The organism is Jiulongibacter sp. NS-SX5 (assembly GCF_052828545.1).
This window is the reverse complement of record NZ_CM128248.1, coordinates 3949224-3962443: the sequence shown is the minus strand read 5'-3', so window position 1 is coordinate 3962443 and position 13220 is coordinate 3949224. Positions and strand designations below refer to the sequence as shown.

The following is a 13220-nucleotide window of genomic DNA, read 5'->3' as shown; positions in this document are numbered from 1 at the left end:
CTTAGGTCTTTAGTGTTTTCTTACCCAAAGTGTTTTTGGTGAATCTCCTGTCATTTCAATAAAATGCCATTGCGGTCCAGCCAGTATATCAGGGTAGAAATAGAGCCGCTTGACTTGGCTCAGACCATTCGTAAGGTTTTGAAAAGAAAGATCAGAACTTACATCTCGTTGTAAAAACCCAAGGTCTACACTGTAATAGAAGCCTTTTACAAAACCACTTGAAGTGTTTTTAATGTCATAAACTGCCTTCAATTGCAAACTCCCCAAACTTCCTTTCACCTGCCCTTTTTCTATTTCAATATCTATAAATTCGTCAGAATTAAGGGCAGCTTGCCATGAGCTTTCCAACTCCAGTTCACCTTCTACCAAATAATATCTTTCCTGTGCGAGCAGACTTAAAGAACTCAAAAAGAGGAGAATAATAAGTTTCATAATGGATCTAGTTGTAAAATACCCTCTTCAAACCGAAATTGATAAGTCAGCTCAAAATCACGCATGGCATTAATAAAAGCCAACTCTGTGAAAGACGATAAATCTTGCACCGTCATTTCTGCTTCCGAAAGTATGTTTTTTGAGATTAAGTATTGCCTTTTCACTCCATTTAATAGGCAGGATTTCGGCGTATACCATTGATCACCATCCTTTAAAGCTAAATTACTGTAGGATGCATCGGTAAGTTTACCATTTCTCAGGAATATAAGATCATCCAGGCCTGATTCACTTACTCTTTCAGTAAAGAATGCTCTATCCTCACTTTTGAAGGCGTAGTCAAAACTACCAACTTCGCAAAAACCTATTTTCGTATGATGAGCCAAAGAGTAAGGGATAAATTTCACTTCCCTTATTTCCTCATCATAACTTACTCTGCAACGATAGAGTTGATGATCATCAGGAGCTTCTTGAAGGTAATCTGAAAGTCTAATCTGGTCTTTACCCGCAAAAAAATGAGAACGAGTTTTATTTAATCTTTGCTCGTGCAATTCGAGCAACGAAAACTCACCGTTTTGATATTTTATAGTCTCAAAGTATCGGGACATAGATTTTACTGATCATTTCGGCGTATTCCTTCTGAGGGTCACTTCTCCAGGTTATTCCGCCGCCACTTTTAAAGAAAAGATGCTCGTTCCTCTTTTCAATATAACGAATCATAACCGCTGAGTTCAGTTTTTCGCCATTGAAAATTCCAAAAACACCCGTGTAATAACCTCTTTTGCCGTTGGCAAAGGTCAACTTCTCAGCTTCTTTGATTATCTCTACAGTCTTGGGTTTAGGAGCTCCGGAAATTGATCCGGCAGGCAACAGCTCAAAAAGAATATCACCAATTCTGTCTTTCCAATCTTCTTTCAACTGTCCACAGACTTCCGAACTCACCTGAAGCAAATTCTTCCCTTCTAAAGTTTTGATCTCATCAATAAATCTAAACCGCTCCACCCATACTTTCTCAGCTACCTTACTAATGTCGTTGCGAATAAGGTCTACTATAGTCGTATGCTCATATTTCTCTTTTTGATCAGCTAAAATTTGTTCTCTAGCAGCCGGCAGCTCTGCGTCAATGGTTCCTTTCATAGGAAAAGATGAAAGTTTACCATTTTTATCAATTTGGACAAAAGTCTCGGGAGAAAAACATAGAAACTGGTCTTTGATGTAAAGTTTATATTTCGCCTTTGATAGCTCAAAAATTGATCTTAAATCTTTAGAAAGAACCACCTCAGATTCTCCTGTCAGATTCGTCAAAAAGCTATTCCCTCTCTGAAGATTATCATGAACTATGCGAAATGCCTTCTCAAAGTCTTCATATTCGGGGACTATCCGAACCATTGACAGTCCTTCTGAGGCCGTATTTTCGAAAGAATGGTAATTTCTGTATTCAAGAAAACCATCGTCAATAGAATAATTGATATACTCGGAATCGACGGCATGAAGAGGCAAAACGATGGGTTTTTCCATCTCAAAATCAAATATGAACAGAAATGGAGTTTTGGTTGCCCCAAACTCGTTCATCTTCTTTTTCGCTTCTGCCTTTGTAGAGATCATTCTATAAAATCAGGCCTCTGCGTAACTCTCTGTCGGAGGGCAGGCACAAATAAGGTTTCTATCGCCGAAAGCAGAATCTACTCTGCTCACAGAAGGCCAAAACTTGTTAAATCTAAGGTGCTCGGCAGGAAATGCTGCTTTCTCTCGGCTATAAGACCTACTCCAATCAGAATCAAGAACCACTCTCATGGTGTGAGGAGCATTTTTCAGGACATTATCCTCTTTATCTGCCTCTCCATTTTCTATTTCAGCTATTTCAGCTCTTATTTGAATTAGAGCGTCACAGAATCTATCCAATTCTTCTTTTGACTCCGATTCCGTCGGTTCTATCATTAATGTCCCAGCAACAGGGAAAGAAACCGTAGGTGCATGGAAACCATAATCTATGAGCCTCTTGGCAATGTCCTCTACCTCAACACTTGCCGAGTTTTTGAACTGACGACAGTCAACGATCATCTCGTGGGCACATCTACCGTTGGCACCAGCATAAAGAACCTCAAACGATCCCTCCAGTCTTGCCTTGATATAATTGGCATTCAATATGGCATTCTTCGTCGCATTTGTCAATCCTTTACTACCCATCATTGCGATGTAAGCATATGAAATCGGGAGGATTCCAGCACTACCCCAAGGGGCTGCAGAAATCGCATGGATAGAGCCGAATGAATATCCGTCAGATCCTTTTTCTTCTGATTTACGATTCTTCATTTCGACATGACCTGGCAAAAAAGGTTCTAAATCTTTCACAACACCGATTGGCCCCATACCAGGCCCACCACCACCGTGAGGAATACAGAAAGTCTTATGCAAGTTCAAGTGACATACATCAGCCCCGATATTACCAGGAGAAGTAAGACCAACCTGAGCATTCATATTTGCCCCATCCATATAAATACGGCCGCCATGATCATGAATGAGCTGACAAACCTCTTTAATACCTTCCTCAAATACTCCATGTGTAGATGGATAAGTGACCATCAAACAAGATAGTGTATCGGAATATTCCTCTGCCTTGGCTTTCAAGTCATCAAGATCAATATTTCCTTTCTCATCACACTTGGTCACTACCACCTTCATACCGGCCATAACCGCTGAGGCTGGGTTGGTACCATGAGCAGATGAAGGAATTAAGGCGACATTTCTCTGGTCATCTCCCCTACTTTCGTGATATGCTCTGATTACCATAAGGCCGGCATACTCACCTTGTGCTCCCGAGTTAGGCTGCAGCGAAACCGCATCAAAACCTGTTATCTCACAGAGCCATTGCTGGAGGTTGCCGAAAAGCTCATGATAACCTTCTGTCTGGTTTGAAGGAGCAAAAGGATGAAGGTTTGCGAACTCTGGCCAGGTGATAGGAATCATTTCAGAGGTGGCATTCAGCTTCATGGTACAGCTACCCAATGAAATCATGGAATGAACCAGAGATAAATCTTTATTTTCAAGCGATTTGAGATACCTAAGCATCTCATGTTCTGTATGATGTGTATTAAAAACAGGATGTGTCATAAATGCAGACTCTCGTCTCATTCCCATCGGAAACTCTGCCTCTACCTCACCTTTAAGATTCATGAGAACACGCTCGCCTCTTGCTTCTGCAAAAACTTCAAGTAGCTCTGCCACATCTTCAAGAGTTTTATTTTCATCAAAACTCACGCAAACAGTATCTCTATCTGCTACTCTTAAGTTTAATCCTTTTTCAAGGGCAATATCTGCAACTACCGAAGCATCTGGTACGTCTATTGAAACAGTATCAAAGAAATCATGATGATTTACCTTGAAATCTAAGCCCTGAACAGAATTGGCAAAGAATCTTGTTAAACCATGAATTCTTGAAGCTATTCTTTGAAGACCTTCAGCTCCATGATAGACGCCATACGCAGCCGAAATTACTGCAAGCAATACCTGCGAAGTACAAATATTTGAGGTTGCCTTCTCTCTTCTTATATGCTGCTCTCTGGTTTGAAGGGCCATTCTAAAGGCATCATTACCTTCAGCATCTTTCGATAAGCCTATAATTCTACCTGGTAGCTGTCTTTTATATTCATCTTTTGTAGCAAAAAATGCAGCATGTGGACCACCCATTCCCATAGGGACACCAAAACGTTGTGATGTTCCCAAAACCGCATCGGCCCCCATCTCACCAGCTGGTTTAAATAAAACCATAGACATGAGATCAGCCGCTACGGCAACCTGCACACCAGCCTCTTTGGCTGTAGCAATTAGCTCAGTGTAATCTTTTATTTCGCCATCTCTACCTGGGTTTTGAAGAAGTAGACCGAAAACCTCTTCTGTAAACTCCATTTTACTGTCCTCTACTACCTTGACCTCAATACCAAAAGATTTGGCTCGCCCAACAACAATATCAATGGTTTGAGTAAAGCAACTTGAAGAAATCAAAAACGTATTTCCTACTTTCTTTTTCGCACCTTTTCTACTGCCGTAAAACATACTCATTGCTTCTGCGGCAGCAGTACCTTCATCCAGAAGGGAGGCATTTGCCAGTGGCATACCCGTCAAATCACAGATCATTGTCTGGAAATTAAAGAGCATTTCTAGTCTGCCTTGAGCTATCTCAGCCTGATACGGTGTGTAGGCTGTATACCAGGCAGGGTTTTCCAGAATATTTCTTTGAATTACTGCTGGAAGACGAGTCTCGTAATAACCAAGTCCAATGAAGGATTTGTAAACATTATTCTTTTCGGCCAGCTTTTTAAATTTGGTGAGAAACTCATGTTCACTTTCAGCCTCAGGAAGATTCAGCTCCTTTTTCAATCTGATGCCTGCTGGCACCGTCTGATTTATTAATTCGTCAACGTTTGATACATTGACAGCTTTTAACATTGCCTGAAGGTTCTCCTCCCTTTTGCCGTGATGTCTTTCTTCAAAATTCTCACGTGCTGTAAGGTCTAAGATCATAGTGTTTATTGGTCTGAAGTAGTATTGACTAAATGTGGGGCAAAAGTACTGAAATGACTTTGCAACGTAAAGCAATTTATTAGTACGTTTAGGGAAATTAAAACTTGTTATATCTATAATGCAATTCAAAGCTATACACTTCAAACAATTGACTTTCAGAACATTCACTGTACTATTTCTGGCATGCAGCATTCAGGGAATAGCTCAAAACTCTGCAGATTATGCAGAAAGTATTTCTCAGTACGGCCTCAAAGAACACTTAAGCTACCTGGCTTCAGACGAACTTGAGGGACGAGAGACCGCTACAAAGGGACAATATATGGCTGCCCAATACATAGCTGACCATTTCAATAATATAGGGTTGCAACGAATCATACCTAATGGAGATAGAAAATCTTATTTCCAATGGTTTGAAATTGCCGCCAAAGGCAAAAGACAGAAATTAGTTGTTCCTGGTGAAGAAATCCCCGAGGGTTTTGAGGTCAAATCTACAATGAATGTGGTGGGCCTAATTGAAGGAGGGTCTAAAAAGAATGAATACGTGGTTATCACGGCTCATTATGACCACTTAGGTATTGACAAAAACGGAGTTGTTTACAATGGAGCGGATGATGACGGTAGTGGCACGGCCGCTGTGATGGAAATAGCGGAAGCCTTTGCTGAAGCAAAAAAGAATGGTCATGGACCCGCCAGAAGTATTCTGTTCATGCTTGTGGCTGGGGAAGAAAAAGGTTTGTTGGGTTCAAGACATTTTACAGACGACTCTCCTGCTGTACCCTTAGACAGCATTGTTTGTAATCTTAATATTGATATGATTGGCAGACAAGACAAGAATCATGAAACAGATGAGTACATCTATATAATAGGTGCAGATAAAATCTCTCAGGAGTTACATGACATCAATGAGTCTGTCAATTCAACATACACCAACTACTTAATGGACTACACCTATAACTTTGAAAGAGACCCTAATCGTTTTTACTATAGATCTGATCATTACAATTTTGCAAAAAATGGTATTCCGGTGATTTTTTACTTTACGGGAGTTCATGAAGACTACCATAAACCAGAGGACGATGTCGAGAAAATTCACTTCCCTAAATACTCCAAAATTGTTAAACATATTTTTTTAACTGCCTGGGAGGTCTCGAATCTTGATCATAGACTCATCATTAACGAAAACAAATAGACAAGCAGCTAAATATTCTATACCAATCAATCATAGTTCTAGACAACCATTTGATTTTCAACTAAAAAACTCGTTGAAAATCTGCTGTAATTAGTCAAAAATGGCTTGAACGTATTTTAAACGCAATAATTGCAAAGCTGACTGGTATATTCAAAAAGTGCAATATTTTGTTTTCTGAACATAAAAAAAGGCTTGACAAATGTTTTTGGTTCTAAGGTATTTTCCTTAGAATTGCCGAGATTTTGTTGGAGAAATTGTGGCCGAGAAAAGGCAAAGACAACTCTCGAGACGAACTCTTTAATCAATTTTCATAATTTTTTTAGTTTATCAAAAACCCTAAAAATTTCTAATCTAATGGAAAAGAAGACTACTGCTCCAGCGGCGAAAAAGCCAGCAAACAAAAAAGCAGCAACTCCGAAAAAGTCTGGAGGACTTAACGCAGCGATCGTTATTCCTTTATTACTTGTCCTTGGTATTTGTATTTACCTTTTCATTCTAGGTGATTCATCCAACTTTGACGATGCAGGGCATCCAATCAACTTTATGGGGATTATCTACAAAGGGGGTATCATCGTACCTATCCTGATCACATGTCTATTGACTACGATCGTATTCTCAATCGAGCGTTTCATCACTATCGGTAAGTCTGGTGGTAAAGGAAACCTTGATGTTTTCGTAAACAAAATTCGTACTATGCTTGCTGCTGGTCAACTTGACGAAGCAATTAAAGAGTGTGACAAGCAAAAAGGTACAGTTGGTAATGTAGCAAAAACTGCTCTAGCCAAGTACAACGAGCTAGTTAACGAAAAAGAATTTTCTAAAGATCAGAAGCTAGCTGCACTTCAGAAAGAAGTTGACGAAGCTACTTCACTTGAGCTTCCAATGCTTGAGAAGAACCTATCTATTCTTTCAACTCTAGGTTCTGTATCAACGCTAATTGCACTTCTTGGAACAGTACTTGGTATGATCCGTTCATTCTTCGCGATTGGTGAAGGTGGTGGAGCTCCAGATGCTGCCGAGCTTGCAACTGGTATTGCTGAAGCCCTTATTAACACTGGTCTTGGTATCGGTACTTCTGCAGTAGCGATTATCATGTACAACCTATTCACTACTAAGATTGATACGCTTACATACAAAATCGATGAGATTGGTATGAGCTTGCAGCAAACATTCTCTGCAAATAATTAATCAACTAATTTTTTAGTTTTAGAAAATTATTGTTTAACTTTAAGTATCAATTAAGGAATTATGGCAGCTGTAAAACCAAAACGACATGGTCCTTCAATGGACATGACAGCGATGTGTGACGTGGCCTTCCTGTTATTGACATTCTTTATCATGGCTAGTTCATTTAAGAGTGAAGAAACAGTAACCATTGAGACACCATCGTCTATATCTGAGGAACTCATCCCTGAAACAGATATCTGTATGGTATCTATCGATCAGGAGGGTAAGTACTACTTCGGTATTACTGACGCAACTCAGAGAGATGACTTTGCAAAAGCACTTAGCGATAAATACAACCTAAACCTTAGCACTAAAGACATGGTAGATTTTACCACTCTTGCTGAAGTAGGTGTACCGATGTCTAAGTTGAAAAATTATGTTGGCCTGGACGAGGCTCAGAGAGTAAAAGTAGAATTAACGGGTATTCCTCTTGATTCTGCAGACAATGAGCTAGTAGACTGGGTTAAGACATACGGAGAAACTTTCCCGAGATCTAAGATTGCGGTGAGAGGAGACGGTAAAACACCTTATCCTGCACTTAAGAATCTTTTCGATGAATTCGGAAAAGCAGACTTGAATAAGTTCCAATTAATCACCAAAACAGAGAAGCAATAGTAACATGGCAGAGGTTGTAGTAAAAGGTGGTAAGAAAGGTGCTGGTAAACCAGATATGACACCAATGGTGGATTTGGGTTTCCTACTGATTACCTTCTTTATTTATACCACCACATTTAGTAAGCCTAACATCATGGGCTTTGCGACTCCGAAAAAGGATGATACAGAACCTGAACAACAAGAACAGGTAGATGTTAAGGTGTCGAACACCATTACCATCCTATTGGGAGAGAACGATAGAGTTTTCTGGTACCAGGTGCCTCTAAAAGAGGTAACTGCAGAAGACCTAAACGAGACTGACTATTCAGCAGAGGGAATCAGACAGGCTATTCTTAGACTGAAGGCCAAAGCGATTACTCCTGAAAACTGGACTGTGATTATCAAACCTACAGATGATGCCACATGGAAAAATGCGGTAGATATCCTGGATGAGATGGCCATCACAGAAAGTGATAAAAAAGCGGTAGTAGACCTTCAGAAAGTAGAGAAGGAAGCATACTATACGAAGATCGGTAAACCAATGCCGGAAGAGTAATTTAAGCAGGATAATTAATTCATAGTATTATATGGATCCTAAGAAAAAAAGCGAAGTTAAAAGCTTAGATGATATAGTATTCGAATCAAGAAATAAGGAGTATGGTGCCTATTTCCTGAGAAAGAACTATTCTAAGTACTTGACAAGAGCTGCCGTTTACGGTATTGGATCTGCCTTACTTATCTTAGGAGGTGCATGGGGTTTCAATAGATTTATTGCTCCAAACCTTGATAAAGAAGAGATAGAGGTAGTAGATATTGACCTAACGGCTCTCGAAGAAGAAATAGAAGAGGAAGAACCACCACCACCGCCACCACCACCAGAGGAGGAGCCACCTCCACCTCCACCGGAAGTGAAGCAGGTTCAATTCTTACCTCCTGAGCCTAAGGCCGATGAAGAGGTAGAAATAGAAGAGCCGCCTCCAACACTTGAAGAAGTGGAAACGGCAGTGATCTCTAACGAAGATGTGGAAGGTGATGATGTAGTGGATGTATTTACTCCACCACCCCCACCACCACCGGCAGTTACTAAGCCGGCAGGTCTCGGTAAGCCGAAAGAAGAACAAATTTTTACAGCCGTAGAGCAGCAGCCTGAGTTCCCGGGTGGAACCGCAGAAATGTACAAGTTCATTGGTAACAATATCAAGTACCCAGCTGCAGCTCAAAGAGCCAACGTTTCAGGTCGAGTTTTCGTAAAATTCGTAGTTGAAAAAGATGGTTCAATCGGTAAAATTGATGTCCTTAAAGGAATTGGTTTTGGTTGTGACGAAGAAGCAATTCGTGTAATCAAAGCGATGCCGAAATGGAATCCTGGACGTCAGAACGGTAAAAATGTAAGGGTATGGTTTACCATGCCGGTATTCTATCAATTAGAGTAATGCCACAGAAAATAGATCATAACAAACTCTGGAAATACACTAAAGTAATCCTGAATGTAACAATGGGACTGCTTTACGCCTTCATCGGTTTCTTCGTTATCAAGAAACAATGGTTTATGGCAAATTTAGAACCAGTAGTAAGTTATGCACTCGGAGGGCTTTTAATAGTCTACGGTATATTTAGAATGTACCGAGTCTACAAAGACACCGATTTCTAAGAAAAAGGCCATCCTAACAGATGGCCTTTTTTCATACAAACTTTACAATTAGCTACTACGTTATAACTTATGTAAATACTACAACCTATGAAAAAGCTAGCATACTTATCGGCATTCATATTTATGGTCTCCTGCAATCAGAAAGTTAAGAACGCAGAAGAAATGCATGTGGGAGAAGGTGAAATATCAGTGGCTGTTGATGAATCTTTCAAGTACATCGCAGATGCAGAAATAGCTGCATATCAAGCCCACTATCCTAAAACAAAATTTAACGTAATATACGCTCCAGAGCAAAAGGCTATAGGTCTGATGCTGAGTGATTCTGTAGAACTAGCTATTGTCTCGCGTGAGTTGAGTGATAAAGAACAACGATACTTTATTACACGTGAAATAGAATATCAACCGGGCAAAATGGCAGTAGATGCCGTAGCCTTAATCACTAACAAGGACAATCCATTGGAAGAAATATCAATGGAGGATATCGGTAAAATTCTCAAAGGTGAAGATTCCGAATACAAGCTAGTATTTGACAATAGTAGTTCCAGTAACCTTAATTTCTTATTGGATGAATTTCAAATTGAAGAATTGAACAAAACAAACATTTTTGCCGCAAACGGTACAGAAGACGTTTTCAATTACATAGAGAAAAGTAAAAAGAGTATTGGAGTAATTGGGCATAACTGGATCAGTGATGTAGACCACAAACCATCAATGGCCCTAAAGGAAAGAATAAAAGTTCTAGGCATAAACAATGATGGTGAAGTTACTTTCCCTGAAGTAGCAAGCCTAAAAGACAAGTCCTATCCTTTAAGTAAGACGGTATTTCTACATACAACGCAGCACAGATGGGGCGTTGCCAAAGGATTTGTTCGTTTTGCATGTTCTCAAGTTGGCCAATTAATCGTTGAGAAAATGGGTCTTCAACCATATTATCTTATTCCCAAAAAATATGAGATGTTTGACACTCCAGAATTGACAACTGTAGAATAATTACAAACATTTCTTATTAACATTCTATTTACAAACCTTACAATCTTTTTTTTATCTAAAATAAACTAAAACAAGGACAGTTTGCTGAACTAAAAGCTTTAAACTCAAGCCAAATTTTATTTATTTTGCGAACTTATTTTTAATAACAACAGATAACCTTAAAACGGAAGTGATGAAGAAATCTATGAAATCTCTGTTATTTGCCTTTGCAGCGGTACTTACAGTATCATTTGCGGGTAAAGCCCAGACGATAGAGGAAGCAAGAAGACACCTTAATGCTGAGCGTTACATTAAAGCTGGTGAAGAATTTAATAACCTGGTAAAAACTAATCCATCAGAACAAACCTATTTTGAATTAGGAAGATACTTTTTAAGTACTCCTGATGCTGCACAAAGCATAGACTACGCTAAGGATGCTTTTGAAAAAGGAATAGCACTTGACAAAAAAGGAAGTACTCTTAACACTATCGGTCTTGCGTGGGTAAAAATTGCTCAAAAAGATATGGCCGGTGCTAAGGTTATCTTAGACGAAATATTCAAAAAAGGTAAAAATGCTAAGAATCCTGAATTGTTAATTACAGCAGCTGAAGGATATACCTTTAAGGATTTACCTAATGATCCTGCTGAAGCAATTATGCTCTTAGATAAAGCACAAGAGGTGAAGAAAATGGATTATCCTCAACTTTACATCGTAAGAGCAAAAGCATTTGACATCCAAAACGAGGGTGGAGATGTAATGAACAGCCTTCAAAATGCCATTCGTTTTAATCCTAAAGATAAAGCCAATATTTACTCTTTCATGGCTAGAATATGGCTACAGGGTAAAAACTACAAAGAAGCACAAGAGGCTATTCAAAACTCAATTGCTGCTGATGTAGAACATGCTCCTGCTTACAGATACTCTTCTTCACTTAATCAAACCTACCAGAAGTGGGAATTAGCTGCTGCCGCTGCTAAAAAGTATCTTCAATACTCAGATGGCGATTGTAGTGCAAAATTGCGTTACACCAAAATTGCCTTCATTGCCAAGGATTATGATAACGTTTTGAGTACAATCAATGAAATTGAATCTTGCAACGAAGATCCTATCGTTCACAGATTAGCGGGTATCGCTAAATTTGAGCAAGGAAACCCTGCTGCAGCAGTAACTGATTTGAAAAATTATATCAGCACTGCTGAAGAAGAAGAAATCTTTGGTCTTGATTATGGTTGGTTAGGCAGAGCTTATATCGAGCTAGCGAACCAAGATGTTCCAGTTGTTGAAGAAAACGAGAAGCTTGGTATCGAAAACATCGAGAAAGCTGTAGCAATGAAAGATACTACTTTCGATTACTACACTCACCTGGGTACTTATTTCCAGGAGAAAAGAAAATATCCAGAGGCTATCACTTTCATTAAAAAGGATATTGCTACCAAGAAAAAGCCTACAGGTGATGACTACTGGAGACTTGGGTACTTACAATACGTAACTAAAAACTACGCTGGTGCTGATAGTACTTTTGATAAAGTATGTGCAGCCTACGGAGATAGCTGGTCACCTCCGTACCTAATGAGTGCAAGAGCTAAGGCTTACAGTAACACAGAGGATACGACTTTCCAAGCAGCAGATAGATATGAGAAATACCTATCTCTACTTTCAGAAGATGAGAAAGTACAGAATGCCAGAAACGTATCTGAAGCTTATAACTACTTAGCAGGGAAAGAACTTGCAGTTAACGATGATGTAGAAAAGGCAACAGAATATCTTGATCTGTTACTAAAATATGATCCTGAAAATGAAAGAGCTAAAACCTTAAGAGACTCTATCAATGGTATCATGCCTGAAGAAGAAATGTTAGAAGAAGGAGCACTTGAAGAAACCGAAATGGAAGAATCAGGTAAGTAATCTTACTTCGCCTAAAAAAAAGCCTGACCAAACGGTCGGGCTTTTTTAGTTTTATAACGTCTCTAAAACAAATAATTCTAAATTTGTGCTTTTAAACCAAAACCGTATTCATGTTTAATCTTGTCATCTTTGGACCTCCGGGTGCTGGTAAGGGAACTCAGTCAGCCAAAATCATTGAAAAGTATAATTTGGCACATATCTCTACAGGCGATATGTTTAGAATGCATATTTCTCAGGAAACTGATTTAGGCAAAAAGGTAAAAGAACTTTTGGCCGAAGGCATTTTGGTACCGGATTCTATTACCATAAACATGCTCGAAGAAGAGGTTAATAATAATCCGGATGTGGCTGGATTCATCTTTGATGGTTTCCCCAGAACTGTTGCTCAAGCCGAGGCTTTGGACGAATTCCTTAATGGTAAAAACGAGAAGATTGATCTGGTTCTACAGCTTGATGTCAATGAAGATGAAATCAAGAAAAGAATTGCTGAAAGACAGAAAGTAAGTGGAAGAGTTGATGATGATGCTTCAAAACTAATCAGAAGAATTGACGAATACTTCCAGAAAACAGTTCATGTTTTACCATATTACGAAGAACAAGGCAAACTTGTCAAAGTAAATGGTATCGGTGAAATCGAATCAATTTTTACGGAAATAACAAAAACCGTAGACCAATACATATAAAACCGTTAAATCAATTATAGAGGGTTTTGTTTACTTCAAACAATATCCTCT

The 13220-nt window shown here is 39.2% G+C and carries 13 protein-coding genes; 9 read left to right on the top strand and 4 right to left on the bottom strand.

Annotated features, from left to right (window positions below; translation table 11 throughout):
* Positions 1–9: 9 nt before the first annotated feature.
* The 4 genes from ACUXV0_RS17280 to gcvP are packed head-to-tail and all read right to left on the bottom strand — an operon-like array spanning position 10 to position 4950.
* Positions 10–432, bottom strand: a complete 423-nt coding sequence (locus ACUXV0_RS17280) for a hypothetical protein (protein WP_446190830.1) — start codon at positions 430–432, stop codon at positions 10–12.
* On the bottom strand, positions 429–1037 hold the full coding sequence (locus ACUXV0_RS17275; protein ID WP_446190829.1) for an aminotransferase class IV: 609 nt from the start codon (positions 1035–1037) through the stop codon (positions 429–431). Before ACUXV0_RS17275 ends, ACUXV0_RS17280 begins: the two co-directional genes overlap by 4 nt.
* Positions 1021–2034, bottom strand: a complete 1014-nt coding sequence (locus ACUXV0_RS17270; protein ID WP_446190828.1) for an aminodeoxychorismate synthase component I — start codon at positions 2032–2034, stop codon at positions 1021–1023. The genes ACUXV0_RS17275 and ACUXV0_RS17270 overlap by 17 nt, the downstream gene beginning before the upstream one ends.
* Before the next feature lie 9 nt (positions 2035–2043).
* Positions 2044–4950: an aminomethyl-transferring glycine dehydrogenase gene (gcvP, locus tag ACUXV0_RS17265; protein WP_446190827.1), complete on the bottom strand. Its 2907-nt coding sequence runs from the start codon at positions 4948–4950 to the stop codon at positions 2044–2046.
* A 118-nt stretch (positions 4951–5068) separates the two neighbouring features.
* Between gcvP and ACUXV0_RS17260 the strand changes: the two genes are divergently transcribed.
* The 9 genes from ACUXV0_RS17260 to ACUXV0_RS17220 all read left to right on the top strand — a co-directional run bounded on the left by ACUXV0_RS17260 (position 5069) and on the right by ACUXV0_RS17220 (position 13169).
* Positions 5069–6139: a M28 family peptidase gene (locus ACUXV0_RS17260; RefSeq protein WP_446190826.1), complete on the top strand. Its 1071-nt coding sequence runs from the start codon at positions 5069–5071 to the stop codon at positions 6137–6139.
* 354 nt (positions 6140–6493) lie between these two features.
* On the top strand, positions 6494–7327 hold the full coding sequence (locus tag ACUXV0_RS17255) for a MotA/TolQ/ExbB proton channel family protein (RefSeq protein ID WP_446190825.1): 834 nt from the start codon (positions 6494–6496) through the stop codon (positions 7325–7327).
* A 60-nt stretch (positions 7328–7387) separates the two neighbouring features.
* Positions 7388–7981, top strand: coding sequence for an ExbD/TolR family protein (locus ACUXV0_RS17250; protein WP_446190824.1), 594 nt, complete (start codon positions 7388–7390; stop codon positions 7979–7981).
* Between the two features lie 4 nt (positions 7982–7985).
* Positions 7986–8516 carry an ExbD/TolR family protein gene (locus ACUXV0_RS17245; protein WP_446190823.1) on the top strand — a complete coding sequence of 177 codons (531 nt, stop codon included), beginning with the start codon at positions 7986–7988 and terminating at the stop codon, positions 8514–8516.
* Between the two features lie 31 nt (positions 8517–8547).
* Complete coding sequence (locus ACUXV0_RS17240) at positions 8548–9393, top strand: energy transducer TonB (RefSeq protein WP_446190822.1); 846 nt, start codon at positions 8548–8550, stop codon at positions 9391–9393.
* The gene (locus ACUXV0_RS17235; protein ID WP_446190821.1) at positions 9393–9611 is read left to right on the top strand and encodes a hypothetical protein; all 219 of its coding nucleotides are present in this window, start codon (positions 9393–9395) and stop codon (positions 9609–9611) included. The genes ACUXV0_RS17240 and ACUXV0_RS17235 overlap by 1 nt, the downstream gene beginning before the upstream one ends.
* A gap of 87 nt (positions 9612–9698) precedes the next feature.
* Positions 9699–10601 carry a PstS family phosphate ABC transporter substrate-binding protein gene (locus ACUXV0_RS17230; protein ID WP_446190820.1) on the top strand — a complete coding sequence of 301 codons (903 nt, stop codon included), beginning with the start codon at positions 9699–9701 and terminating at the stop codon, positions 10599–10601.
* Positions 10602–10785: 184 nt separating this feature from the next.
* Entirely contained in the window at positions 10786–12486 is a 1701-nt protein-coding gene (locus ACUXV0_RS17225) for a tetratricopeptide repeat protein (protein WP_446190819.1), read from the top strand.
* A gap of 110 nt (positions 12487–12596) precedes the next feature.
* Positions 12597–13169: an adenylate kinase gene (locus ACUXV0_RS17220; RefSeq protein ID WP_446190818.1), complete on the top strand. Its 573-nt coding sequence runs from the start codon at positions 12597–12599 to the stop codon at positions 13167–13169.
* Positions 13170–13220 lie beyond the last annotated feature (51 nt).

Coding starts and splice junctions, on each gene's coding strand:
- ACUXV0_RS17235 (WP_446190821.1), top strand. CDS start 9,393: ATGCCACAGAAAATAGATCATAACAAACTCTGGAAATACACTAAAGTA.
- ACUXV0_RS17245 (WP_446190823.1), top strand. CDS start 7,986: ATGGCAGAGGTTGTAGTAAAAGGTGGTAAGAAAGGTGCTGGTAAACCA.
- ACUXV0_RS17260 (WP_446190826.1), top strand. CDS start 5,069: ATGCAATTCAAAGCTATACACTTCAAACAATTGACTTTCAGAACATTC.
- ACUXV0_RS17240 (WP_446190822.1), top strand. CDS start 8,548: ATGGATCCTAAGAAAAAAAGCGAAGTTAAAAGCTTAGATGATATAGTA.
- ACUXV0_RS17275 (WP_446190829.1), bottom strand. CDS start 1,037: ATGTCCCGATACTTTGAGACTATAAAATATCAAAACGGTGAGTTTTCG.
- ACUXV0_RS17220 (WP_446190818.1), top strand. CDS start 12,597: ATGTTTAATCTTGTCATCTTTGGACCTCCGGGTGCTGGTAAGGGAACT.
- ACUXV0_RS17230 (WP_446190820.1), top strand. CDS start 9,699: ATGAAAAAGCTAGCATACTTATCGGCATTCATATTTATGGTCTCCTGC.
- ACUXV0_RS17270 (WP_446190828.1), bottom strand. CDS start 2,034: ATGATCTCTACAAAGGCAGAAGCGAAAAAGAAGATGAACGAGTTTGGG.
- ACUXV0_RS17250 (WP_446190824.1), top strand. CDS start 7,388: ATGGCAGCTGTAAAACCAAAACGACATGGTCCTTCAATGGACATGACA.
- gcvP (WP_446190827.1), bottom strand. CDS start 4,950: ATGATCTTAGACCTTACAGCACGTGAGAATTTTGAAGAAAGACATCAC.
- ACUXV0_RS17280 (WP_446190830.1), bottom strand. CDS start 432: ATGAAACTTATTATTCTCCTCTTTTTGAGTTCTTTAAGTCTGCTCGCA.
- ACUXV0_RS17255 (WP_446190825.1), top strand. CDS start 6,494: ATGGAAAAGAAGACTACTGCTCCAGCGGCGAAAAAGCCAGCAAACAAA.
- ACUXV0_RS17225 (WP_446190819.1), top strand. CDS start 10,786: ATGAAATCTCTGTTATTTGCCTTTGCAGCGGTACTTACAGTATCATTT.